This window comes from Nocardioides sp. AN3 (assembly GCF_054653495.1).
This window is the reverse complement of record NZ_BAAIGC010000007.1, coordinates 48,384-73,026: the sequence shown is the minus strand read 5'-3', so window position 1 is coordinate 73,026 and position 24,643 is coordinate 48,384. Positions and strand designations below refer to the sequence as shown.

Sequence of the window (24,643 nt, the reverse complement as noted above, 5' to 3'; positions counted from 1 at the left end):
CGCCCGTCACGTACGACGGCCGACCCCGGTCCGCGCAACTGGTCTCAATCGGCATCCCGGCGGCCGGTCGAGCTGCCCGTTGAGACCAGTTCCGCCCGCCGCGGAAGACGCCAGGCGGAGGCGCCGGCAACTGGTCTCAAGCGGCACCGCGAACGCGCTCCGGCGCGCCCGTTCAGACCAGTTCCGCCCGCCGCGTACGGCGGCCGGCCGACGTTCCGTTGGGACCTGCTCGACGTACACATGACGGCGGCGCGCCGGGTCACCATCGGCGCAGATCGCTCACCCTGATCGGGGACCGGGCTCCGCTCCGTCTCCACGGAGCGCTCCGTCCCGACTGAGCGCACTCTCTCCACTGAGCGCACTCTCCCCGCTGAGCGCACTGGCGCCGCTGCGCGCCAGCGCGAGCGCGCGCCGCGCCCAGTCCCACGTGGCGCCGGCCAGCCCACAGGCGGGGGTGATGACGAGCCGGTCGCCGATCTCCTCGGGGTCGAGGCCAACCATGTCGAGCCAGCGCAGGACCCGCTCAGCCACGTCCTTGTCGCTGGGGGCGACCTCGGGCGCAAGCGACGGTACGACGCCCAGCGCCACCGTCTCCCCCGCCTCGAGCGCCTCGGCCAAGGCGTCGTGGTCGCCGGCGTCGAGGACCCCGAGGTCGACGGCGAGCCCGCGTGCCCCCGCGGTGCGCAGGAGCCCGAGAGGAGTGCCGGGCGCACACGAGTGGACCCACGGCTCGGCGCCGGCCGCGGCGACCGCGTCGAGGACCCAGCTCAGCGCCTCGGAGGCCTGCGGCGCGTCGACGGAGCGGTGCCGTCCGAAGCCCGACGCCGTCGGGACCTTGCCGGCCATCACCAACGCCAGCGCGGGCTCGTCGACCTGGACGACGAGGCGGTCGGCGCCTGGCAGCCGGCGTCGTACGTCGGCCACGTGCGCCTGCACGCCTTCCGCGAGCGCCTGCGCCAGGTCTCGCCGAGCCCCGTGGTCGGCCAGGATGCGATCGCCTCGCGGCCGCTCCACACTCCCCGCCAACGTCCACGGCCCGGTCACCTGCATCTTGAACGCGCCTCGGTAGCCCTCCGCCAGCTCCTCGACCGTGTCGAGGTCCTGGGCCAGCAGGCTGCGCGCGCGGCGATGGTCGACGCCCGGCGACCCGGCCGAGCCCGTCAGCCGCCACCCGGCCGGCTGCAGGTCGGCGTCCAGGCCCGTGACGAGGGCCAGCGTCCGCCCGGTCATGCTCGCCGTCGCGCCACGGCCCGGAAGCTCGGGCACGTGCGGCAGGTCGGGCAGCTCCCCGAGAACGATCCGAACCGCCTCGGCGTAGTCGCTCTGGGCCTCCCCCGGGAGCGACCCGATCCCCGTGGCGATCATGCGCGCCGCCCCAGCGGTGAGTGAGCATCCGGAGGATGGACGTCGGCCGGTGACAGCTCACCGCCCACCGGTGCCACCCCGCGCGGGCGGTGCGTCAGCAACCGTTCGCCGACGCTGCCCCGTTGACAGCTCACCGCTCGGCCGCCGTCAGGCGACGGGTCGACGCGATCGTCGCGGACCCGACGACGCGGGTGCCGTCGTAGAGGACGGCGGCCTGGCCGGGCGCGATGCCGTACGCCGGGTCGAGGAGCTCGATCTCGACGGTCTCTGCGACGGTGACCGTGCACCGGTGCTCCTTGCCGTGGGCGCGCAGCTGGACCGTCCCCTCGAACGACGTCGGTGCCGGACCGCACCAGCGCGGCCGGATGCCGGACACGTGGTCGACCGCCAGGTGCTCGCGGGGACCGACAGTGACCGTGCCCGACACCGGCTCGATGTCGAGCACGAACCGCGGTCTGCCGTCGGGCGCCGGCCGGCCCAGCCGCAGGCCGCGGCGCTGACCGATCGTGAAGCCGACCGTCCCGGCGTGCCGCCCGAGCTCGACACCGGCCTCGTCGACGATCGCGCCGCCGGTGTTGGGCTGTCGCTCGCCGAGCTTCTCGCGCAGCCAGCCCGCGTTGTCGCCGTCGGCGACGAAGCAGATGTCATGACTGTCCGGCTTGTCGGCGACCAGCAGGCCGCGCCGGGCCGCCTCCTCGCGCACCTGCGGCTTCGGCGTGTCGCCGAGCGGGAAGAGCGAGTGCCGCAGCTGGTCGGAGTCGAGCACACCGAGGACATAGCTCTGGTCCTTGGCCGCGTCCACCGAGCGGTGCAGCTCGACTCCGGCGGGCCCGGGTCGGAGCACCGCATAGTGCCCGGTCGCCACCGCATCGAAGCCGAGCGCCAGGGCCCGGTCCAGGACGGCTGCGAACTTGATCTTCTCGTTGCAGCGCAGGCAGGGGTTGGGCGTGCGACCTTCGGCATACTCCGTCATGAAGTCCTCGACCACGTCGGAGTGGAAGCGGTCGGAGAGGTCCCACACGTAGAACGGGATGCCGATCACGTCAGCCGCGCGGCGGGCGTCGTTGGCGTCCTCGATGGTGCAGCAGCCGCGGGCGCCGGAGCGGTACGACGCAGGGTTGCGCGACAGCGCCAGATGGATGCCCGTCACGTCGTGACCGGCCTCGACCGCGCGGGCGGCGGCGACCGCCGAGTCCACGCCGCCGGACATGGCGGCGACGACCCTCACAGGTCCGCCCTCATCGGGACGCCAGCCTCGCGCGCTCCACGCACGGCCCGATCGCCTCCACGAGAGCGCGCACGTCGGCCCGGGTCGTCGTGTGGCCGAGTGAGAAGCGCAGCGACGAGCGTGCCTCCGCCTCGGACTGGCCCATGGCCAGCAGCACATGAGAGGCCTGCGGCACGCCGGCTGAGCAGGCCGAGCCCGTGGAGCACTCGATGCCGCGGGCGTCGAGCAGCATCAGCAGCGAGTCGCCCTCGCAGCCGGGGAAGGAGAAGTGCGCATTCCCGGGCAGCCGGTCGACTGCCGCGGGATCGGGGGCAGCGCCGTTGAGGATCGCGTCGGGGACCACCGACAGCACGCCGCGCACCAGCTCGTCACGCAGGGCGCCGACGCGGGCGGCGTACGTCGCCTGCTCCTTGACCGCCAGCTCCACGGCGGCGGCGAACCCGGCGATCGCCGGCGGGTCGATGGTCCCGCTGCGGATGTCGCGCTCCTGCCCGCCGCCGTGCACCAGCGCGGTGACGGAGAGCTCGCGCCGGGCGAGAAGGGCGCCGACGCCGTACGGCCCGCCGACCTTGTGCCCCGTCATGGTGAGAGCATCGACCCCCGACCCGGCGAACGAGACCGGCACCGCGCCGACGGCCTGGACCGCGTCGGTGTGGACCGGGATGCCGTGGCGTGCGGCCAGCCGGACGACGTCCGCGACCGGCTCGAGCGTGCCGACCTCGTTGTTGGCCCACATGACGGAGATGAGCGCGATGGACTCCGGATCCCGGTCAAGGGCCTCCTCCAGCGCGGCGATCTCGACGCGACCGGCAGCGTCGACCGGCAGCAGCTCCACGGTCGCACCCTCGCGGGTCTCGAGCCAGTGCAGCGGGTCGAGGACGGCGTGGTGCTCGACGGAGGTCGCCAGGATCCGGATGCGCTGCGGGTCGGCGGCGCGCCGGGACCAGTAGACGCCCTTGACCGCCAGGTTGTCGGCCTCGGTGCCGCCGGAGGTGAACACGACCTCGCCGGGCCGGCAGTCGAGCGCCTGGGCGATCGTCTCGCGCGACTCCTCGACCACCCGGCGTGCCCGGCGGCCGGACGCGTGCAGCGACGAGGCGTTGCCCACCTCGAGCAGGTGGGCGGTCATCGCGTCGACGGCGGCAGGGACCATCGGGGTGGTCGCGGCGTGGTCGAGGTAGACGACGGGAGTCTGGGCGGCGGTCATGACGACCTCCAGGGTACGGCGAGCCCCGACCCGGTCACGAACCAGCACCGGCCACGTCGGTCAGCGGCCGACGACATCGTTCAACGAGACGTCCTACCGTGGGTGCATGCTCACCGACGTCCGCGAGTACATCGACCGACTCCGCATCGACGGCCATTCGATCGGCGAGGACCACGACGACGACCCGATCCTGCTGGACGCGCAGGGGAACGCGGTCGACACCTGGCGCGAGAACTACCCGTACTCCGAGCGGATGCCGCGCGAGGAGTACGACGAGGCCAAGTATCTCCTCCAGGTCGAGCTGCTGAAGTTCCAGAACTGGGCGTCGGCGACGGGCAGTCGCCACATCCTCCTCTTCGAGGGCCGCGACGCCGCCGGCAAGGGCGGCACGATCAAGCGGTTCATGGAGCACCTCAACCCGCGCTACGCCCGGACGGTCGCGCTGACGAAGCCGAGCGACCGTGAGGCCGGCCAGTGGTACTTCCAGCGCTACGTCCAGCACTTCCCCACCACCGGCGAGATGGTGCTCTTCGACCGGTCCTGGTACAACCGCGCCGGCGTCGAGCGGGTCATGGGGTTCGCGTCGGAGCCGGAGTACCGCCAGTTCATCAAGCAGGTGCCGCTCTTCGAGGAGATGCTCGTCGACAGCGGCATCTCGCTGACGAAGTTCTGGTTCTCGGTGACCAGCTCGGAGCAGCGGACGCGCTTCATCATCCGCCAGGTCGACCCCGTGCGGCAGTGGAAGCTCTCCCCCATCGACATCGAGTCGCTCGACAAGTGGGACGACTACACCGCCGCGAAGGAGGACATGATCCGCGCCACCGACACCGACTGGGCCCCGTGGACGACGATCAAGAGCAACGACAAGAAGCGCGCACGCATCAACGCGATGCGCCACTTCCTGTCGCTGTTCTCCTACGACGGCAAGGACGAGGCCCTCGTCGGGAGCCCCGACCCGCTCATCGTCCAGCGCGGGATCGACGCGGTCGGGGACTGAATCACTGCGACCGCTCCGCTCGCGCCGGCCGAGGCGCACCCGCTCGCGCCGAGGGCCGGCGGCCATTCGCTGCGCCCCCAGGGCGCGACACGCCCGACGTTCCCGGCGTGTCGCGCGGTTCGCGCGCATGGAATGGCCGGTCACGCGGAGCGCAGCCGGTGCCCCCGGCAAGGGAGAACCGCGGCGCCGTCGATCAGCTGCCCGGTGGCGTGTAGTCGACGGTCAGGCCGGCCGCGGCGTCGAGCTGCTCGGGCTCCAACAGCACCACGGTCTCGTAGCGGCTCATCGCGCCGGTGCTCGTGACAGCCGCCGCGACTGCGGCGACCGCCTCATGGTTCGGAGCGTCGACGGTGACATAGACGTCGTCGCTCCCGAATGCGAAGTAGAACGACTCCAGCGAGCCGCCGACTCCGGCGAGCAGCTTCTCGATGGCGGTCCGACGCGCAGTGCCGCCCTTCGCCACGACGCCCTTCATCCCCTGGGGCGAGTACGAGGCCTTGATCATGTACTTGGGCATGGCGCTCTCTTTTCCGTGGGTGTTGTCCCCCTCGGGTTCGCTCCCCGCCGCTCATCGAATACCCGTCGCGAACCCCGGTCAACGGCGTCGGCGGGTCATCTTGGGCGAGCGTCAGAGCAGGACCAGGTCGTCGCGGTGGACGACCTCACGGGCGTACGCCGGCCCCAGATCGGCCTCGAGGTCCTTGCTGGAGCGTCCGATGAGCTGCGGGATCTCGTCGGCGTCGTACGCCGCCAGGCCCCGTGCCACCGCCGTGCCGTCGGGGCCGACCAGGTCGACGGGGTCTCCGGCCTGGAAGCGACCACTGGCACCCGTGACACCCGCCGCCAGCAGCGACGCGCCCCGCTGGGTCAGGGCTCGGACCGCTCCCGCGTCGAGCGTGATGGACCCGGCGGGCTCGGTCGCATGGGCGAGCCAGAGCAGCCGCGTCCGCTGACGGCGGCCGGTTGCGTGGAAGAGCGTGCCCGTGTCGGCCCCGGCCAGAGCGGCTCCGGCCCGGTCGGCCGCGGTGAGGACGACGGGGATGCCCGCCTCGACGGCGATGCGCGCCGCCTCCAGCTTGGTGACCATGCCGCCGGTGCCGACGCCCGCGGCCCCCGCCTTGCCGACCTGGACGTCGGCCAGCTCCTCGAGTGCGGCCACCTCGCCGATGCGGGACGCGCCGGGCGTGGTGGGCGGGGCGTCGTAGAGTCCGTCGACGTCGCTGAGGAGCACGAGCAGGTCGGCGTGCACGAGGTGTGCGACGAGCGCCGCGAGCCGGTCGTTGTCCCCGAACCGGATCTCGGAGGTGGCGACCGTGTCGTTCTCGTTGACGATCGGCAGCACCCCGAGCTCGAGCAGCTTGGCGAACGTCGCGAACGCGTTGCGGTAATGGCTGCGCCGCGTCACGTCGTCGACGGTCAGCAGCACCTGGCCGGCGGTGAGACCGTGCCGGGCCAGCTCCTCGGTGTAGCGGTGCACAAGCAGGCCCTGGCCGACGCTGGCCGCCGCCTGCTGCGCGGCCAGTGCCCGCGGCCGCTTCCGCAGCCCGAGCGGAGCCAGCCCCGCGGCGATGGCTCCGGAGGAGACGAGCACGATCTCCGACCCCCGCTTGCGGGCGTCGGCGAGGGCGTCGACGAGCGCGCTGACCCGGTCCGGGTCGATGCCGCCCGCGGCCGTCGTGAGCGACGAGGAGCCGACCTTGACGACGATGCGCTTCGCGTCGACGACGCTGTGCCGCACCGCGCTCTCCAGCACCGCGCTCTCCAGCACCGCGCTCTCCGACACGGCGCTCTCCGGCACCCCGCCCGGTCCCTCCTGGGTGCTCACGCCCGCGACCTCATGTGTCGGGGTCGCTCTCGGAGAGGTCGAAGAAGTCGGGGTCGTCGTCAGAGCCGATCTCGTAGGAGACGGGCCCACGGGCCTCGTCGAGCCGGCGGGCGACGTCCGCGCGGGTCTCGCCCTCGGCGCGGTCGGACATCGCCTCGTCGATCGCGCGCCGTCGGTGCGCGGCGGGCCGGGACTCGTCGAAGCGCTGGTCCTCGCCACGTCGGCCGAGCATCTCCGCGCCCGCCTCGATGGAGGGCCGGAAGTCGAAGACCACGGCGTTGTCGGCAGGCCCGATGATGACCGCGTCGCCCTCCTCGGCGCCCATCTTCATGAGCCGGTCCTCGACCCCGAGCCGGTTGAGCCGGTCGGCGAGATAGCCGACGGCCTCCTCGTTGCCGAAGTCGGTCTGCCGCACCCAGCGCTCGGGCTTGGCACCGCGGACGACGTATCCCTCGGCGGTCTCGGTGATGGTGAACTCGTCGCCGCCGTCGGCGCCGCCGGGCCGCAGCACGATCCGCTTCGGGGCGACCGTGGGTCGCTCGGTGCGGGCGGCCGAGACGATCTCGGCCATCGCGAAGATCAGCTCACGGGTCCCCTCGCCGCTCGCGGCCGAGATCGGGAAGACCCGGTAGCCCTCGGCCTCGATGTCGTCGCGGGTGATGTCGGCGAGGTCGCGGCCGTCGGGCACGTCGACCTTGTTGAGCGCCACCAGCCGCGGGCGGTCCTGCAGGCCGCCGTACCGTGCCAGCTCGCGCTCGATGATCTGCAGGTCGTCGACCGGGTTGCGGCCCGGCTCGATGGAGGCGGTGTCGACGACGTGGACGATCGCGGCGCAGCGCTCGATGTGGCGCAGGAACTCGTGCCCGAGGCCTCGGCCGTCCGACGCGCCCTCGATCAGGCCGGGGACGTCGGCCACGGTGAAGGTGACGTCGCCGGCACGGACCACGCCGAGGTTGGGCACAAGCGTCGTGAACGGGTAGTCGGCGATCTTGGGCCGCGCGCGCGAGATCGAGGCGATGAGCGAGGACTTGCCGGCGCTGGGGAAGCCGACGAGGCCGATGTCGGCGACGACCTTGAGCTCGAGGCCGATCTCGAGCTCGTCGCCGGGCTCTCCGAGGAGCGCGAAGCCGGGTGCCTTCCGCTTGGCGCTGGCCAGCGCGGCATTGCCCAGGCCGCCTCGGCCGCCCTCGGCGACCACGAGCTCGGTGCCGGGTCCGACGAGGTCGGCCAGGACGTTGCCCTGCGCGTCGGTCACGACGGTGCCGTCCGGCACCGGCAGCACGAGGTCGGCGCCATGGCCGCCGTTGCGGTGGCCGCCGGCGCCCTGACCGCCGTTCGTGGCAGACCGCCGGGGGCTGTGGTGGTAGTCGACCAGGGTGGTGACATCGGGGTCGACGCGCAGGATCACCGAGCCGCCCGGTCCGCCGTTGCCGCCGTCGGGGCCGCCCAGCGGCTTGAACTTCTCGCGGTGCACCGACGCGACACCGTTGCCACCCCGTCCTGCACGGACGTGCAGCCGCACGCGGTCGACGAACGTGGGCACTGCCATGGGGACCAGTCTCTCGGTAGGGGGAAATGCAGGGAGGGCGCCCCGAGTGCGGGACGCCCTACCGTGCGGAGCTTCTCAGCTGCGGAGCGTCACTCCGCGGCCGGGACGATGTTGACGACCCGGCGACCACGCTTGGTGCCGAACTCGACCGCACCGGCCGACAGGGCGAAGAGCGTGTCGTCGCCACCACGGCCGACGTTGTTGCCCGGGTGGAAGTGCGTGCCGCGCTGACGGACGATGATCTCGCCGGCGTTGACGACCTGGCCACCGAAGCGCTTGACGCCGAGGCGCTGGGAGTTGGAGTCGCGGCCGTTCTTGGTGGACGCCGCACCCTTCTTGTGTGCCATTTCTCTTCAGTCCTTCGTAGCTGCCGTCAACGCTCAGGCGTTGATCGCGGTGACCTTGACCTGGGTGTACTTCTGACGGTGGCCCTGGCGCTTCTTGTAGCCCGTCTTGTTCTTGTACTTCTGGATGATGATCTTCGGGCCCTTGGCGCCGCCGACCACCTCAGCGGTCACCGACGCCTTGTCGAGACCGGTCGAGGTGACGTTCTCGCCGTCGACGACCAGGACCACAGGCAGCGTGACGGACTCGCCGACGCCGGTCGCGACCTGGTCGATCTTGATGACGTCGCCGACGGCAACCTTCTGCTGGGTGCTGCCAGCCTTCACGATCGCGTACACCGCGGTCTCCTTCATCCTGCAAGCGTTGAGTCTCGGGTCGCGGCACGCCTCACCACCGCGGGTGTTCGGGGGTGGGATGCCGGCGATCGATGCTCGTCGAGTCGTCGCCGAACACCGAGGGTCAATAGTACGCAAACCCCGGTGGCCCACGCAAAACGCGGGGCACCGGGGCCTGGTCAACACCTCAGCGCTTGCGCGCGCCCTTCTTCTTGATCGGCACATGCTCGATGTGCTCCTCCTCGGCCGGCGCTCCCCCGCCACCGCCCCGGACGCCATCGGCGCCGGTGTGGACGACCTCGCGGCTGGCGCCGCGGCGGGTGCGGGTCACGACCTTGGGCGGTGCGGGAGCGTCGGCGACGTGGACGGGTACGCCGACCGGCTCCGCGGCGACCTCCACCACGGTGCCGTCACCCGTCGAGACGACCGGTCGGCTCGCACCGCGACGGGAGCGTGTCCGGGTGACCACGCGCGGCGCGACGTCGACCGAGCTGGTCGGCTCGTTGGCCGGCTCAGGCGTCGACGCCGGCTCGGGGGCCGCCACTGGCTCGCTCGTCGCATCCACGAGCTCCTCGACGGCGGCCTCGGATGTCGCGCCGGTGGACGCCACCGTCGAGTCGGCCGCCGCCTCCAGCGCGGTCGCAGCAGCAGGCGTCACCTCGACGTCGGCCTCGACCGTGGACGACTCCGGCACGTCGTCGGCCGCGACGATGATCTCGTCGGCCTCATGCCGGGGCAGCAGGGCGATGTCCTTGGGCGAGGGCACCACCGGCTTGGGCGTCTCGACGATCTCCTCGCCGTTCGTCCGGCCGCGACCACCGCGCCGGCGGCCACGGCGGCCACCGCTGTCCTCGGGTGCGACGACACCGGAGCCGCCGGACTCGACGGGGTGGTCGTGGATGACGAGGCCGCGACCCTGGCAGTGCGTGCAGGTCTCCGAGAACGCCTCGACCAGGCCGGTGCCGATCCGCTTGCGGGTCATCTGCACCAGGCCGAGCGAGGTGACCTCGGCGACCTGGTGACGGGTCCGGTCGCGGCCCAGGCACTCGACGAGGCGACGCAGCACCAGGTCGCGGTTGGACTCGAGGACCATGTCGATGAAGTCGACCACAATGATGCCGCCGATGTCGCGCAGCCGCAGCTGACGGACGATCTCCTCGGCCGCCTCCAGGTTGTTCTTGGTGACCGTCTCCTCGAGGTTGCCCCCCGACCCGGTGAACTTGCCGGTGTTGACGTCGACGACGGTCATCGCCTCGGTGCGGTCGATGATGAGCGATCCGCCGGAGGGCAGCCAGACCTTGCGGTCGAGGCCCTTGGCGATCTGCTCGTCGACGCGGTACGTCGCAAAGAGGTCCTTGCCGTCCCCCGCCTCGTAGGCCTCGACACGGTCGGACAGGTCGGGGGCGACGTGGTCGACGTACCCCTTCACCGTCTGCCACGCCTCGTCCCCCTGGACGACGAGCTTGGCGAAGTCCTCGGTGAAGAGGTCGCGGACGACCTTGAGGGTGAGGTCGGGCTCGCCGTAGAGCAGCTGGGGCGCGTTGCCCCGGGACTTGGCCTCGATGTCCTCCCAGCGGGCCTTGAGGCGCTCGACGTCGCGCGTCAGCTCGTCCTCGCTGGCGCCCTCGGCGGCGGTGCGCACGATGACGCCCGCGGTGTCGGGGACGATCTCCTTGAGCAGCGACTTCAGGCGGTTGCGCTCGGTGTCGGGAAGCTTGCGCGAGATGCCGCTGGTGGTGCCGTCCGGCACGTAGACCAGGAAGCGGCCCGCCAGCGAGATCTGCGAGGTCAGCCGTGCGCCCTTGTGGCCGATCGGGTCCTTCGTCACCTGCACCAGCACGGTCTGGCCGCTGCTGAGCACCGACTCGATCTTGCGCGGCTGGCCCTCCTTGTGCCCGAGCGCCGCCCAGTTGACCTCGCCCGCGTAGAGCACGGCGTTGCGGCCCTTGCCGATGTCGATGAACGCGGCCTCCATCGAGGGGAGGACGTTCTGGACGCGGCCCAGGTAGATGTTGCCGATCAGAGACGTCTGGGACTCGCGGGCGACGTAGTGCTCGACGAGCACCTTGTCCTCGAGGACGCCGATCTGGGTCAGGTCGTCACGCTGGCGGATGACCATGACCCGCTCGACCGACTCGCGACGGGCCAGGAACTCGGCCTCGCTCACGATCGGGGCACGCCGACGGCCCGCCTCGCGCCCCTCGCGCCGGCGCTGCTTCTTCGCCTCGAGCCGCGTCGACCCCGACACGGCCGTGATCTGCTGCTCCAGCGGCTTGGACTCGCGCACCCGCGTGACGGTGTTGGGCGGGTTGTCGTCCTCCTCGGCGGCGCTGTCGCCCGCGCGACGACGACGACGGCGCCGGCGCGACGTGCCGCTCTCCGCCGCGGCCTCGGTCTCCTCTCCCTCGTCCGAGGCCTCGCTGTCGGCGTCGTCCTCGTCGTCGGAGTCGCTGGTGTCGCCGGCGTCGTCGGCCGAGCCGTTCGACTTGCGACGGCGGCGCCCGCCGCGCCGACGACGGCGACGCGACGGCGTGCCCTCCTCGGTCTCCTCAGCGGCGTCCTCGGACTCCTGCTGCTCCTCGTCGGCCTCGAGCGCCTCCTCCGCGTCGGCGTCCTCGGTCTCGTCGACCTCAGCCACGTCGGCCTCCGCCTCAACGGCGTCCGCCTCGACCGCTTGAGCCTCGACGGCCGCCTCCGTGGCGGCAGCCGCCTCGAGGGCAGCGTCCTCGAGCGCCTCCTCCGGAGCGGTCTCGACCGGCTCGGGCGCCGGGGCCGCCTTCTTGCGGCTCGCCCGCTTGCGCGGTGCCGGAGCGGTCTCGGGCGTCTGGAACAGGACGGCCGGGGCAGACCCGGAGCCGTCCGCCTCGGCGGCGACCTCGCCCGGAGCCTCGGTCTCGCCGTCGGTGGCCGCCGCGGCGGACTCCGAACCGTCGCCCTCGGGCGCGGCGGCCTTCTTGGCGGTCCTGCGGGTGGTCGTCTTGGCGGCGGTCTTCTTCGCGGCTCGCTTGGCGGCCGGCTTCTTCGCCGGAGCGACCGCGCCCTCGCCGGTCTCGGCAGACGCCTCGGCGCGCGGCTCCTCGACCGCCGCGGCGGTGGCGTCGAGCCCTGAGTCGAGCGGCAGCGTCTCGTCGGCGGGCGCGGCAGCGGCCTTCTTCGTGGTCCGCCGGGCCGGCGTCCGCTTCGCAGCGGTCGTCTTCTCAGGCCCAGCCGCCTCGGCCGCCTCGGCCGTCGCCTCAGGCGTTGTCTCCGCGGAGGCCGCCTTCTTGGCGGTGGCCCTCTTCGTGGCGGTCTTCGCGGCGGTGGCCTTGACTGCGGCCTTCTTGGCCGCCGTCTTCTTCGCGGCGGTCTTCGCGGGGGTCGTCTTCGACGCGGTCGCCTTCTTGGCGGCGGTCCGCTTCGCGGCCGTCTTCTTCGCGGGCTCCGCGGCTGAGTCGGCGCCGGTGGCGGTGGCCTCGGCAGGGGTGGTGGTGGTGTTCTCGACGGTGAGGTCGTCGGCCATGTGCTGCTCCTCGGTCCGCCAGCATCAACGCGACGGACAGGTCCGACGCCAGTCGGCCACCCTCAGGTCGCCGACCGACGCAAAAGCTTGTCAGGGGCGGCGGCTCGTCCCGCGAACGCGTCAGCGACGGCACCTGCCTCACGCCTGCCGCGGTCGCCGGCCCGTCCGGTCGCTGTCACCGACCTGGGGCCGCGTCGCGGCGTGGCGACGAGGAGTGTCGTCACCGTGTCGGACCGCCGCTCCCTGGCTGGGAGCTCGGCACGACGGATGAGTCGTCGGGTCGGTCATCGCGCGCGGCGCACGCACCGCGACGCTAGGCCGACCGAGGCCGAGTATCGCACATCACGTCGCCGAACCCGAGCCGGCGACACACACCGAGCGGGCGCGCGGCGTCACACCAGGGGGTCGCCGATCGTCGCGGTCGCCTCGTCGAACGGCCCTTGGGCGAGGCGGGTCAGCAGCGGGAGGCCGCCGTACTCCGGACCGACCCTCAGACCGCCCACCGCGCCGAGCCCGGTGACGACGTCGTCGGGCCGAACGGCCGGTGTCCCGTGCCGCAGCAGGAGCCGCAGCCGCGTGCCCGACCCCGGCGACCCGGTCGCCTCCGCCTCGAGCGTGACGACCGCGGCGCGGCAGTCGAACGTCCGCAGCCCCTTCTTCGTCATCCGCTCCACCGGCACCTCCGGTGCCTCGAGGAACGCGGAGACCGCGCGCTCCGCCTCGTCGTACGGCGCTGTGATGTCGATCACCCAGGCGCTCGCCTCGAGCCGGTCCGCCAGCGACCCGCCGGTCGACTCGACCACCTCCAGGACGTCGAGACCGTCCGGGAGCGCTTCGGCGAGCGCTTGCTGCACGTCGGCGGGCTCCACGATCGCGGCGAGGCCGATCTCGACGTACTCCGCCTCGCTGGCCGCACCGGTCGGGGCCGCGCCGGCGTACGAGATCCGCGGGTGCGGGTTGAAGCCGCTCGAGTAGGCCATCGGCAGGCGCACTCGCACCAGCGCGCGCTCGAAGGCCCGGGAGAAGTCACGGTGGCTGGTGAAGCGGAGCCGCCCGCGCTTGGCGTAGCGGATCCTCAGCCGCTGGACCGGTGGGGCTTGCTGCTCGGGCTGCTGTCGCACACCGAAGAGGCTAGGGCGCAGGCACACCAGGGGCCGATTCCGCAATACCCGGTGCCGCGAAGGTGAAGAGCGATGGCAGGATCACCGGGTGACCCGTCGCACGTCCGTCGTCGCTCTCGCCGCCATCCTGCTGCTGGCGGTCAACCTGCGACCGACCGCCGTCAGCGTCGGACCGGTGCTGGAGGAGGTGCGCGACGGGCTGCACATGGGCGCCGGCTCCGCAGGCCTCCTGACCTCGCTCCCCGTGCTGGCCTTCGCCCTCTTCGGAGCGCTCGCACCCCTGCTCGCCCGTCGCTACGGGATCCACCGGGTCACGCTGCTCAGCCTCTTCGCCGTGGCCATCGGGCTCTTCGGCCGCTCGCTCGCCGACGACGAGCCGGGCTTCCTCGGCCTCAGCATGCTCGCCCTCGCCGGCATGGCGCTCGCGAACGTGCTGCTCCCGTCCCTCGTCAAGCTGCACTTCCCCGACCGGGTCGGCCAGGTGACGGCGCTCTACACGACCCTGCTCGCCATCGGCCTCACGCTGGCGCTGACCCTGACGGTGCCGATCTCCCACGCCGGGGGCGGCTGGCGCACCGGCCTCGGGGTGTGGGCGGTCGTGGCCGTCGTGGCCGCGATCCCCTGGCTGCCGATGATCGCGCACGACTCCTCGATGGAGCGCGGACCGCGCACCGTGGGGTTCCTCGAGGTGCTCCGCACGCCGATCGGCGTGTCGATGATCCTGTTCTTCGGCCTGCAGTCGCTGCAGGCGTACGTCGTGTTCGGCTGGTTCGCGACGATGTGGCGCGACAACGCGTTCTCGGCGACCACGGCGGGCGTGCTGGTCGGCCTGGTCGCGGCGACGTCGATCCCACTGTCGCTGTGGGCGCCGGCCGCGCTGGCGCGGACCGCCCACCCGCGCCGGATCCTGCTGGTCTTCATGCTGTGCTACCCGCTGGGCTACGTCGCCCTGCTCATCGCGCCGCACAACCTCGCCGCCCCGGCCGCGGTGCTGGTCGGCGCCGGCACCGTCGTCTTCCCCCTCGTGCTGGTGCTCATCAACCTGCGCTCCCGCACGCCGTCCGGCACCGCGGCCCTGTCGAGCGTGGCGCAGTCCGTCGGCTACCTGATCGCCGGGGTCGGGCCGTTCGCGATCGGGCTGCTCTACGACAGGACCGGCGGCTGGACGTGGCCGCTGTGCGTGCTCATCGCCATCTGCGTGCCCCAGACCATCTTCGGCCTGCTCTGCGCGCGTCCCGTCTACGTCGAGGACCAGCTGCGCGTGCCGGCGACGGCCTGACCCGGAGACCCTCGGGCGCCCGGCCCTCCGGTGCGCCAGATCGGCGCGACACGCCGACAGTCTCGGCGTGTCGCCCGCTGGAGCCGCACGCTGCGGCCGCCCCCCGACCGGTCTCGATACGCCCTCGCCTAGCGGCTCGGGCTACTCGACCAACGAGGCGGCTCGGGCTGTCGAACCGACCTGGTCGCGTCAGACGACCGAGAGCGGCAGCAGCTTCTGCCCTGTGGGACCGATCTGGATCTCGGTGCCCATCTCGGGGCAGACGCCGCAGTCGTAGCACGGCGTCCAGCGGCAGTCCTCGATCTCGATGTCTTCGCCGTCGGCGGCCGCGAGGGCGTCCTCCCAGTCGCCCCAGAGCCAGTCCTTGTCGAGGCCGGAGTCCAGGTGGTCCCACGGCAGGACCTCGTCGTAGGCGCGTTCGCGGGTGGTGAACCAGTCCACGTCCACACCAGTGCCCGACAAGGCCGACTCGGCGCACGACATCCACCGCTCGTAAGAGAAGTGCTCGCTCCAGCCGTCGAAGCGGCCTCCATCGCGCCAGACCGCCTCGATGACGGGGCCGACGCGCCGGTCCCCGCGGGAGAGCAGTCCTTCGACGATGCCGGGCTTGCCGTCGTGGTAGCGGAAGCCGATCGCGCGGCCGAACCGCTTGTCGGTCTGCACCTCGGCGCGCAGCTTGCGCAGCCGCTCGTCGGTCGTCTCGTGGTCGAGCTGGGCCGCCCACTGGAACGGCGTGTGCGGCTTGGGCACGAAGCCGCCGATCGAGACGGTGCAGCGGATGTCGTTGCGACCGGAGACCTCACGGCCCTTCGCGATGACCTTCTTGGCCAGGTCGGCGATCGCGAGCACGTCCTCGTCGGTCTCGGTCGGCAGGCCGCACATGAAGTAGAGCTTCACCTGGCGCCACCCATGGGAGTACGCCGTGGCGACCGTGCGGATGAGGTCCTCCTCGGTCACCATCTTGTTGATGACCTTGCGCATCCGCTCGCTCCCGCCCTCGGGGGCGAAGGTGAGGCCCGAGCGGCGCCCGTTGCGCGAGAACTCGTTGGCGAGGGTGATGTTGAAGGCGTCCACGCGCGTCGACGGCAGCGACAGCGAGATGTTCGATCCCTCGTAGCGGTCGGCGAGACCCGTCGCGATGTCGCCGATCTCGGTGTGGTCGGCGCTCGAGAGCGACAGCAGGCCCACCTCCTCGAAGCCGGACTTGCGGATGCCGTTCTCGACCATCGCACCGATCGTGTTGATCGACCGCTCGCGGACGGGGCGAGTGATCATGCCGGCCTGGCAGAAGCGGCAGCCGCGGGTGCAGCCGCGGAAGATCTCGACGGAGAACCTCTCATGCACCGTCTCGGCGAGCGGCACCAGCGGCTTCGCCGGGTAGGGCCACGCGTCGAGGTCCATCAGCGTGTGCTTGCTGACCCGCCAGGGAATGCCCGGACGGTTGGGCACGACGGCCTCGATCGCCCCGTCGGCGGCGTACGTCACGTCGTAGAACCGCGGGACATAGACCCCGCCGGAGACGGCGAGCCGGCGCAGGAGCTCGTCGCGGCCGCCGGGGCGGCCCTCGGCCTTCCACTCCCGCACGACCTCGGAGATCGCGAGGACGACCTCCTCGCCGTCGCCGAGGACGGCCACGTCGACGAAGTCGGCGATGGGCTCTGGGTTGAACGCCGCGTGGCCGCCGGCGACGACGACCGGGTGACCCTCACCACGGTCGGCGGCGTGCAGCGGGATGCCGGCGAGGTCCAGCGCGGTCAGCATGTTGGTGTAGCCGAGCTCGGTGGAGAAGCTCACGCCGAAGAGGTCGAAGTCGCCCACGCCGCGGTGTCCGTCGACGGTGAACTGCGGTATCGACTCCTCGCGCATGATCTTCTCGAGGTCCGGCCAGACGGCATAGGTTCGCTCGGCCAGGATGCCCTCGCGCTCGTTGAGCACCTCGTAGAGGATCGCGACGCCCTGATTGGGCAGGCCGACCTCGTAGGCGTCCGGATACATGAGCGCCCAGCGGACATCTGCGGCATCCCAGTCCTTCACGGTCGAGTTCAGCTCACCGCCGACGTACTGGATCGGCTTGGAGACGCGACCGAGGTGCGGCTCGAGGCGGGGGAAGAGGGACTCGCCGGACATAGCGATCAGGGTACGTCGGACGGACCCTGGCCACCGATTCTGCTCGGCCGTGCAAGTTCGTCGAACAGCCGCGACCCCTACGAGCCTGCGTCCGATCGGGCGGCCGCCGCGGCGGCGCGGTCGGCGGCCGCCGCGACGGAGGCCGACTGCTGACGCAGCTCCACCTCGGGCATCGTCAGCAGCACCAGGAACGCCAGCGCGCCGAGGCCGCCGGAGACCCAGAACACCGAGGCGATCGAGTCAGCGAACCCGGCCTTGAAGGGGTGCGCGAGGACCGGGTTCATCTGCTCGATGATCGAGGAGTCGTCCTGCACCTCCGCGAAGACGGTCGTGTCGCCGTGGAGCACCCTCTGGTCCATGGCGGTCCGCTTGAAGGAGGGGTCCTGGGCGAGCGAGGTGATCTGCGGCTTCGCGTCGGCGAAGGCCTGGGAGATGTTCGCGCCCACTCCGCCGAAGAGCATGGAGAGGAAGATCGCGACGCCGATGGTGCCGCCGATCTGCCGGAAGAAGGTCGCCGAGGACGTCGCCACGCCGATCGAGCTGGGCGGCACCGCCGACTGGACGGTGAGGATGAGCGGCTGCATGCAGTTGCCGACGCCGTAGCCGACCACCAGCATCATGATCATCACGATCCACAGCTGCGTGTCGGCGGTGATCTGGGTGAGGGCCAGCATGCCGAGGGTCATGAGGGCGGAGCCGACGATCGGGAAGATCCGGGTCCTGCCCGTCTTGGCGATGATGCGACCCGACGTGATCGACGCCGACATGAGCCCGGCGACCATCGGCAGCATCAGGAAGCCCGACTGCGTCGGGGTCGCACCGTGCACGATCTGCATGTAGAGCGGCAGCAGCATCATGCCGCCGAACATCCCCATGCCCACGATGACGCTCGCGATGATCGTGACCACGGCCGGCCGGATGGTGAAGAGCTTCAGCGGGATCAGCGCTGCGTCGCGCATGACCGCCTCGGCGACCACGAAGAGCACCAGCCCGACGGCCGCCGTGGCGAAGCAGACGATCGAGCGGGTCGAGTCCCAGCCCCAGCCGCGCCCCTGCTCGAGGACGGTCAGGAGCGGGATCAGGCAGACGCACAGGGAGACCGCGCCCATCCAGTCGATCTTGGAGGGTCGGCGCACGTGGTGGACGTGCAGCGTCTTGTAGACGACGACCAGGGCGACGATGCCGATGGGCACGTTGACGAGGAAGACCCAGCGCCAGCCGGTGATGCCGAGGATCGTGCTTGTGCCGGCGAGGATGCCCCCGATGACGGGGCCTAGCACGCTCGACGCCCCGAAGGTGGCCATGAAGTAGCCGGTGTACTTCGCGCGCTCACGTGGCGGCACGATGTCGCCGATGATGGCCAGGATCAGGGTGAACAGACCGCCGGCGCCCAGCCCCTGGAAGGCGCGGAACGCCGCCAGCTGATACATCGACGTCGCGAACGAGCACAGCGCCGACCCGACGATGAAGATCGTGATCGCGAACATGAAGAGCTTCTTGCGGCCCCACAGGTCGCCGAGCTTGCCGTAGATCGGCGTCGTGATGGTCGAGGTGATGAGGTAAGCCGTCGTCACCCACGCCTGCGCCGAGAGTCCGTGCAGGTCGTCGGCGATCGTCCGGATCGACGTCGAGACGATCGTCTGGTCGAGGGCGCCGAGGAACATTCCGAGCATGAGGCCCGTGATGATCGTGACGATCTGCTGGTGGGTGTACTCCGCCGGCGCGGGGGCCGGCGCGGGGGCCGGTTCGCGGAGCGCGGTCGGGTCAGGGTCGGGGGTGCTGTTCATCGAGAGCCAATCTACTTGCATCCCGAGACCAGAGGGGCTGACGAGGCGTACGCCGGCCCCGGTCCCCCGTCGTCAGCGGACAGCAAGCACCCGCGGCGACTCGACGAGGCTCCGGTCGGCGACCGCGGTCGAGCGGCCGTGGATGTTCTGCAGCAGGCCGACGGCGAGCAGCGAGGCGAACATCGAGCTGCCGCCGTAGGAGAGGAACGGCAGCGGCACGCCGGTCACCGGCATGATGCCGAGGCACATCCCGATGTTCTGGAACGCCTGGAAGCCGAACCAGCACGCGATCCCGGCGGCCGCGATCCGGCCGAAGAGGTCGTCGGTGCGCGTGGCGATCCGCAGTGCCCGCCACAGCACGACGCCGAGGAGGGCGACCAGCACGCCGGCCCCGACCAGGCCGAGCTCCTCGCCGGCGACGGTGAAGACGAAGTCGGTGTGCTGCTCCGGCACGAAGCCCGACTGGGTCTGCGACCCGTGGAAGAGGCCCTGGCCGAGGAGGCCACCGTTCCCGATGGCGATGCGGGCCTGCTGGACGTTGTAGCCGGCGCCCTTCGGGTCCAGGGCGGGGTTCACGAACGACATGAACCGGTCGATCTGGTAGGCCTTCAGCACTCCGCCCGCCACCGCCGCGACCGCCAGGGTCACGCCTCCGCCCGCGAGCAGCGCCAGCCAGCGGCGCGGCGTACCGGCGGCGGCCAGGACCCCGAAGACCGTGGCCGAGAGCACCAGCGTCGTGCCGAGGTCGGGCTGCATCACGATGAGCAGCGTCGGCAGCGCCGCCACCAGCAGCATCGCGACGACGTCCCCGACCCCGACCTGCGCGCGCCATCGGCCCTCGGTCCGTTCGGCGAGGACGAGCGCCATGCCGATCACGACCGCGAGCTTGGCGAACTCCGACGGCTGCAGGGACATCCCGCCCACGTCGATCCACGACTTCGAGCCGTTGATCGTCATGCCGTTGGTCAGCACCAGCAGGAGTCCACCGATCGAGCCGACGTACACCAGCGGTGTGACGATCCTGATCCACCGATGGTCGGTCGCCCACACCACCGCCATGAGGACCAGCCCGATCACCACGTTGACGAGCTGCTTGCGCAGGAAGAGGCCGCCGTCGCCACCGGTGAGCGCGTCGCGGTGGGACGTCGCCGACCAGACGAGCAGGCAGGAGGCCGCCGCGAGCAGGAGCGCCGCGCCGAGCAGGAGCCAGTCGACCCGACGTGCCATCATCGGTGCTCCTTGGTCTCGATGTGCTCGCTGGCGCTCGCTCCTCGACCAGCGGAGATGGGCGGCAGGATCGAGCCGTCCTTGGCGAAGGTCGGCAGGCCCTTCGGCGGGGTGGTCCCGCCGATCGCCGCCCTCTTGGCCTTCACCTGACCGTCGGTGATGCCGTAGAGCGACTCCCAGATGTGCCGGACCGGCTCACCGGCCGTCCCCGAGCCCGTGCCGCCCTGAGTCACCATCATCACGACGACGTAGTCGCCGTCGAAGGTCGCGACCCACGAGGTCGACTGCTTGCCCTCGACTTCGGCCGAGCCGGTCTTGCCGCGGAGCTTGACCTTGTCGAGGGGGAAGCCGTTGAACTTCCACGCCAGCGTGCCGACCTTCGGTGTCCCGAGCAGCGCCTGGTTGACATAGCCGAGCGCCCTCTTCGACACCTTGACGTGCCGCTGGACCTTCGGCCTGATGCGTTTGAGCACCGTGCCGTCCTCGGAGACGATCGCCTTGCCGACGGTCGGCTCATACAGCGTGCCGCCGTTCGCGATGGCGGAGTAGGCCCGGGCGAGCTGCAGCGGCGTCACCATGGTGTCGCCCTGGCCGATCGCGAAGTTGGCGGCGTCGCCCTGGCGGAAGTAGTTGCCCTCGAGGCAGAACTCGTGGGCGAACTTCCGCAGGAACGCCGTGCCCGCCTTCCCGGACTCGTCGAGCTTGCAGTAGTAGCCCTTCATGGCGTCGTAGTACGCCGCCCGCCAGCGCCGGTCGCCGACGCGGCCACTCGCCTCGCCGGGCAGGTCGATGCCGGTGGGGCTGCCGAAGCCGAAGGACTTCGCGGTCGTCGCCAGCGGGTCCTTCGCCTTCGCGTTGGCGGGGTCGGAGCCGTACTTCTGCCAGAAGTGCAGGCCCACGCGGTAGAAGAAGGTGTCGCAGGAGACCTCGAGGGCGCGGGCGAAGGTGATGTTGCCGTAGGACTCGGACTCGTAGTTCTTGAACCACCGGTTGCCGATCTGCAGCCCACTCGTGCAGCCGAGGGTCGTGTCGGTGGACATGCCGCCGGTGATCGCGCCCGACGTCATGATCGGCTTCCACGTCGAGCCCGGAGCGAACTGCCCCTGCGTGGCCCTGGCCAGCAGCGGGTTGCCGTCCTTGGTGGAGTAGAGCGCCTTGAGCTGCTTCTTCGTGATGCCGCCGACCCAGACCGAGGGGTCGTACGACGGCTGGCTGGCCATCGCCACGATCCGGCCGGTCTTGGCCTCCATGACGATGGCGGCCCCCGAGTCGGCCACGTAGTTCTTGTGCGTCACCGGGTCGTAGGTCTTGCGTGCCGCGGTGATCGCGTCGTGCAGCTGCTGCTCGACGACGGACTGCACCTTCGCGTCGATGCTGGTGACCAACGTGTCGCCCGGCTGGGCGGCCACGCTCTCACCGTCTCCGAGCGGGCGCCCGAGCGAGTCGACGGCGACCGAGGTGTGGCCCGGGAGCCCTCGGAGCCACTCGTCGTACTCCTTCTCCACGCCCGCCCGTCCGACTGACGAGGTGGCGTTGAGGGAGGGGTCCTTCGTCTTCTTGGCGGTCTCGTACTCGCCCTCGGTCACCGGGCTCAGGTAGCCGAGCACGTGGGCGAGGTTCACGCCGAAGGGCTCCGGGTAGGCCCGCACCGACTGCTGCTCCGCGACGACCGCGGGATAGTCCTCTGACTGCTCCAGGATCGTCAGCGCCACCTTCTCGGGGACGTCGGAGGCGACCGGGACGGGCTGGTAGCGCGAGCCGTTCCAGTCGGCGAGGGCCTTCTCGATGTCGGCGACCGAGACCTTGGTCGCCCGGGACACCCGCTTCAACAGCTCCGCCCGGTCGCCGGACGCCAGCTGGGAGAGGACGTTCTCGTCGATCTCGACGACCCACGCCTTCCGATTGGTGACCAGCGGCCGGCCCATGTCGTCGACGATGAGGCCCCGCGCCGGCTGCTGGACGACCTCGCGCACCGACTGGGAGGCGGCCTTGGCGTGGTAGTCGTCACCGGTGACGACCTGGAGGTAGTACAGCCGGGCGAAGAGCGTGGCGAAGAGGGAGAAGACGAGCGCCTGCAGCACGATGAGCCGCAGGCGGGAGGTCTTGGCGGTGGCGCTCATGACCTCACCGGGCCGGGTCCAGCCGACGGAACGCCGCCATCACGCCCGGCAGGACCAGCGGCGCGAGCAGGACGTCCCAGACGAGGCTGATCGCGATGACCTGGAGCAGCTCCCCGACGCCGACCGCCGGATCACGGAGCACGATCCCGGTGAGCGCGAAGATGCTGCTGCCGACGAAGCTGCACGCGGCCACGGTCGCCATGACGGTGGTGGCGGTCGGTGCGGTGCCGGGCCGTGCGTCCTGACGGACCCGGCCGGCGACGTACCCGACGACGAGGAGGGCGAGCGCCCAGCGCCCCGCGAGGTGGTCGGCAGGTGGAGCGAGGTCGAGCACGACGCCCGCCGCGAAGCCGGTCACCATGCCGAACTCGGCACCGCGCACCAGCGCTGCACCGACGACGACCAGGAGCGCCAGGTCCGGGACGATCCCATGCCAGGAGAAGGCGTCGAACACGCTCGCCTGGAGGATGACCGCCAGACTGATCAACGCGGCCGTGACGGCGACGCGAGCGGCTATCACTTCAGCCTCCCGTTCGGCTCGATGACACCTCGGTCGCTCTTGGTGCCGCTCGGCACCGCGACGCCGACGACGTCGAGGCTGGAGAAGTCGACCATCGGCGTGATCCGCGCGTGCTGAGTGGAGTCGCGCACGCTGGAGTAGACCGAGTCGACGACGCCGATCGGCACGCCGGCGACATACGGCGCGCCCTTGCTGCTCCCCCACGTCACGACGGTCTCCCCCTTGGCGGGGACGACCGTCTGGTCGAGCAGCTCGAGGTCGAGCCGGCCGGTGTGGCCGAGGACGCCGCTGCCGTGGACGAAGCCGACCTCCATGCTGGATCCGGCGCGACCGCCGACGACGGAGTCCGCGTCGACGATGAGGAGGACCGTGGCGGTCGAGCGGCTCACGCGAAGCACGCGACCGACCAGCCCGGCGGCGTTGAGCACGGTCATGTCGGGAGCGATGCCCGCCTCGGACCCGGCGTCGATGGTGACGGTGCGCGAGAAGGACTGGCTGGCGCCGTACCCCACCACCCGGGCCGGCACGACGGCGTAGCCGATGTTCTGCGCGGCGGCGGTCAGGCCCTCATACTCAGCCAGCTTCGCCCGGCCGAAGTCGGTCGTGGCGAGCTGCTGGCGCAGCGCGGCGTTGTCGGACTCCAGGGTGTCGATGCGGTCGCGCAGCCCACTCTGGGTGTGGAACCAGTCGCCGATCCCGGTGACGGGTCGAGCGACCGTGCTGGCGGCGGACTCCAGCGGCCCGTAGACCTCGCCGAGCAGGCGCCGAGCGGGGGTGAGCGCCGGTCCGGTCAGGTCGAGCACCAGCAGCACCGCGCAGGCGAGCAGCAACGCCACGACCGTCGGGCGCTTGGGCGCTCCGGGGTCGGGATGCTCGAGGCGGCCGCGCCGGTTGAGGCGCTCGGGGATGAGGATGGCCATCAGTGGCTCCGGCGGTCGGCGACGAGCACCTGACGAAGCGCCTCGAACTCCTCCACGCAGCGACCGGCGCCGAGGGCGACGCTGGTCAGCGGCGAGTCCGCGACATGGACCGGCATCCCGGTCTCGTGGCGCAGCCGCTCGTCGAGGCCGCGCAGGAGCGCGCCGCCACCGGTGAGGACGATGCCGCGGTCCATGATGTCGCCGGCGAGCTCAGGCGGGGTCTGGTCCAGGGTCGCGCGGACGGCGTCGACGATGTCGTGCAGCGGCTCCTCGAGCGCCTTGCGGATCTCGGCGCTCGACGTGGTCACGGTGCGGGGCAGACCGGAGATGAGGTCCCGCCCGCGGATCTCGGCCTCCGGCTCGTTGCTCATCGGGAAGGCGTTGCCAAGGGTCATCTTGACCTCCTCGGCGGTGCGCTCGCCCAGCAGGAGGGAGTGCTCCTTCTTCATCCACTGCACGATCGCGTTGTCGAGGTCGTCCCCCGCGGTGCGGACGGAGATGGAGGTGACGATGCCGCCGAGTGAGATGACGGCGACCTCGGTGGTGCCGCCGCCGACGTCGACGACCATGTTGCCGGTCGGCAGGTGCACGGGCAGCCCGGCGCCGATCGCCGCCGCCATCGGCTCCTCGACGATGTAGACGCGGCGCGCGCCCGCTTGATAGCCCGCCTCCTTCACAGCACGCTGCTCGACGGCCGTGATGCCGCTCGGGACGCAGATGACCATCCGCGGCTTGGCGAAGTAGCGGCGCCGGTGCACCTGCTGGATGAACCAGCGCAGCATCTGCTCCGTCGCCTCGAAGTCGGCGATGACGCCGTCCTTGAGCGGCCGCATCGCGGTGATGTCGTCAGGGGTCCGGCCGAGCATGCGCTTGGCCTCGTGTCCGACGGCGAGCACCTCGCCGGTCGTCCGGTTGAGGGCGACGACGCTGGGCTCGTCGACGAGCACGCCCTTGCCGCGCACGTAGACCAGCGTGTTGGCGGTGCCGAGGTCGACCGCCATGTCGCGGCCGATGATGCTGTTGGCCATGGGGAGAGCTCCGTCGTCCTGTGGTCTCGGGGAAGAGCGGGACGGCAGGACGGCCGTTCCCACGGTCGAGGCTAGGCGTGCGGGACCGTGTTTCTGCTGAGGCACGCCGAGGGTCGTGTGACGGATGTGGTGATCGGGGTTGGGCGGCCCACCGCATGTTCGTC

General features: G+C 71.4%; 19 protein-coding genes. 2 read left to right on the top strand and 17 right to left on the bottom strand.

Going from position 1 to position 24,643, the window contains the following annotated elements; all coding sequences use genetic code 11:
• Positions 1-279: 279 nt before the first annotated feature.
• From ACYQ1K_RS10430 to ACYQ1K_RS10420, 3 genes are all read right to left on the bottom strand, one after another.
• Positions 280-1,365: a uroporphyrinogen decarboxylase/cobalamine-independent methonine synthase family protein gene (locus ACYQ1K_RS10430; RefSeq protein ID WP_459982902.1), complete on the bottom strand. Its 1,086-nt coding sequence runs from the start codon at positions 1,363-1,365 to the stop codon at positions 280-282.
• 130 nt (positions 1,366-1,495) lie between these two features.
• A complete protein-coding gene (mnmA, locus tag ACYQ1K_RS10425) occupies positions 1,496-2,593 on the bottom strand; it encodes a tRNA 2-thiouridine(34) synthase MnmA (protein ID WP_459982900.1) in 1,098 nt (365 codons plus the stop codon).
• A gap of 10 nt (positions 2,594-2,603) precedes the next feature.
• On the bottom strand, positions 2,604-3,800 hold the full coding sequence (locus ACYQ1K_RS10420) for a cysteine desulfurase family protein (RefSeq protein WP_459982897.1): 1,197 nt from the start codon (positions 3,798-3,800) through the stop codon (positions 2,604-2,606).
• Positions 3,801-3,906: 106 nt separating this feature from the next.
• Between ACYQ1K_RS10420 and ppk2 the strand changes: the two genes are divergently transcribed.
• Entirely contained in the window at positions 3,907-4,797 is an 891-nt protein-coding gene (gene ppk2 / locus ACYQ1K_RS10415) for a polyphosphate kinase 2 (RefSeq protein WP_459982895.1), read from the top strand.
• Between the two features lie 193 nt (positions 4,798-4,990).
• On the opposite strand, the gene ACYQ1K_RS10410 is transcribed toward ppk2, so the two are convergent.
• The 7 genes from ACYQ1K_RS10410 to ACYQ1K_RS10380 all read right to left on the bottom strand — a co-directional run bounded on the left by ACYQ1K_RS10410 (position 4,991) and on the right by ACYQ1K_RS10380 (position 13,471).
• Positions 4,991-5,314, bottom strand: coding sequence for a GYD domain-containing protein (locus ACYQ1K_RS10410; RefSeq protein WP_459982893.1), 324 nt, complete (start codon positions 5,312-5,314; stop codon positions 4,991-4,993).
• 111 nt (positions 5,315-5,425) lie between these two features.
• Complete coding sequence (proB, locus tag ACYQ1K_RS10405) at positions 5,426-6,547, bottom strand: glutamate 5-kinase (protein WP_459983023.1); 1,122 nt, start codon at positions 6,545-6,547, stop codon at positions 5,426-5,428.
• A gap of 85 nt (positions 6,548-6,632) precedes the next feature.
• Positions 6,633-8,171: a GTPase ObgE gene (gene obgE / locus ACYQ1K_RS10400; protein WP_459982891.1), complete on the bottom strand. Its 1,539-nt coding sequence runs from the start codon at positions 8,169-8,171 to the stop codon at positions 6,633-6,635.
• An 89-nt stretch (positions 8,172-8,260) separates the two neighbouring features.
• Positions 8,261-8,518, bottom strand: coding sequence for a 50S ribosomal protein L27 (gene rpmA, locus ACYQ1K_RS10395; RefSeq protein ID WP_459982889.1), 258 nt, complete (start codon positions 8,516-8,518; stop codon positions 8,261-8,263).
• A gap of 33 nt (positions 8,519-8,551) precedes the next feature.
• Positions 8,552-8,854 (bottom strand): 50S ribosomal protein L21, encoded by a 303-nt coding sequence (rplU, locus tag ACYQ1K_RS10390; protein WP_459983022.1) that lies wholly within the window; start codon positions 8,852-8,854, stop codon positions 8,552-8,554.
• A 184-nt stretch (positions 8,855-9,038) separates the two neighbouring features.
• On the bottom strand, positions 9,039-12,350 hold the full coding sequence (locus ACYQ1K_RS10385) for an Rne/Rng family ribonuclease (RefSeq protein ID WP_459982886.1): 3,312 nt from the start codon (positions 12,348-12,350) through the stop codon (positions 9,039-9,041).
• A gap of 392 nt (positions 12,351-12,742) precedes the next feature.
• On the bottom strand, positions 12,743-13,471 hold the full coding sequence (locus ACYQ1K_RS10380) for a TIGR03936 family radical SAM-associated protein (RefSeq protein WP_459982884.1): 729 nt from the start codon (positions 13,469-13,471) through the stop codon (positions 12,743-12,745).
• 88 nt (positions 13,472-13,559) lie between these two features.
• Between ACYQ1K_RS10380 and ACYQ1K_RS10375 the strand changes: the two genes are divergently transcribed.
• Entirely contained in the window at positions 13,560-14,750 is a 1,191-nt protein-coding gene (locus ACYQ1K_RS10375; protein ID WP_459982881.1) for an MFS transporter, read from the top strand.
• 189 nt (positions 14,751-14,939) lie between these two features.
• Here ACYQ1K_RS10375 and ACYQ1K_RS10370 read toward each other — a convergent pair whose 3' ends face one another.
• From ACYQ1K_RS10370 to ACYQ1K_RS10340, 7 genes are all read right to left on the bottom strand, one after another.
• Entirely contained in the window at positions 14,940-16,877 is a 1,938-nt protein-coding gene (locus ACYQ1K_RS10370) for a TIGR03960 family B12-binding radical SAM protein (RefSeq protein ID WP_459982878.1), read from the bottom strand.
• A 77-nt stretch (positions 16,878-16,954) separates the two neighbouring features.
• On the bottom strand, positions 16,955-18,664 hold the full coding sequence (locus ACYQ1K_RS10365; protein WP_459982876.1) for an MDR family MFS transporter: 1,710 nt from the start codon (positions 18,662-18,664) through the stop codon (positions 16,955-16,957).
• A gap of 72 nt (positions 18,665-18,736) precedes the next feature.
• Positions 18,737-19,894, bottom strand: a complete 1,158-nt coding sequence (rodA, locus tag ACYQ1K_RS10360; RefSeq protein ID WP_459982873.1) for a rod shape-determining protein RodA — start codon at positions 19,892-19,894, stop codon at positions 18,737-18,739.
• Entirely contained in the window at positions 19,891-22,011 is a 2,121-nt protein-coding gene (mrdA, locus tag ACYQ1K_RS10355; RefSeq protein ID WP_459982871.1) for a penicillin-binding protein 2, read from the bottom strand. Before mrdA ends, rodA begins: the two co-directional genes overlap by 4 nt.
• Positions 22,012-22,015: 4 nt before the next feature.
• A complete protein-coding gene (gene mreD, locus ACYQ1K_RS10350) occupies positions 22,016-22,531 on the bottom strand; it encodes a rod shape-determining protein MreD (protein ID WP_459982869.1) in 516 nt (171 codons plus the stop codon).
• Positions 22,528-23,451, bottom strand: coding sequence for a rod shape-determining protein MreC (mreC, locus tag ACYQ1K_RS10345; RefSeq protein WP_459982867.1), 924 nt, complete (start codon positions 23,449-23,451; stop codon positions 22,528-22,530). Before mreC ends, mreD begins: the two co-directional genes overlap by 4 nt.
• Positions 23,451-24,479: a rod shape-determining protein gene (locus ACYQ1K_RS10340; RefSeq protein WP_459982865.1), complete on the bottom strand. Its 1,029-nt coding sequence runs from the start codon at positions 24,477-24,479 to the stop codon at positions 23,451-23,453. The genes mreC and ACYQ1K_RS10340 overlap by 1 nt, the downstream gene beginning before the upstream one ends.
• Between the last annotated feature and the right edge of the window lie 164 nt (positions 24,480-24,643).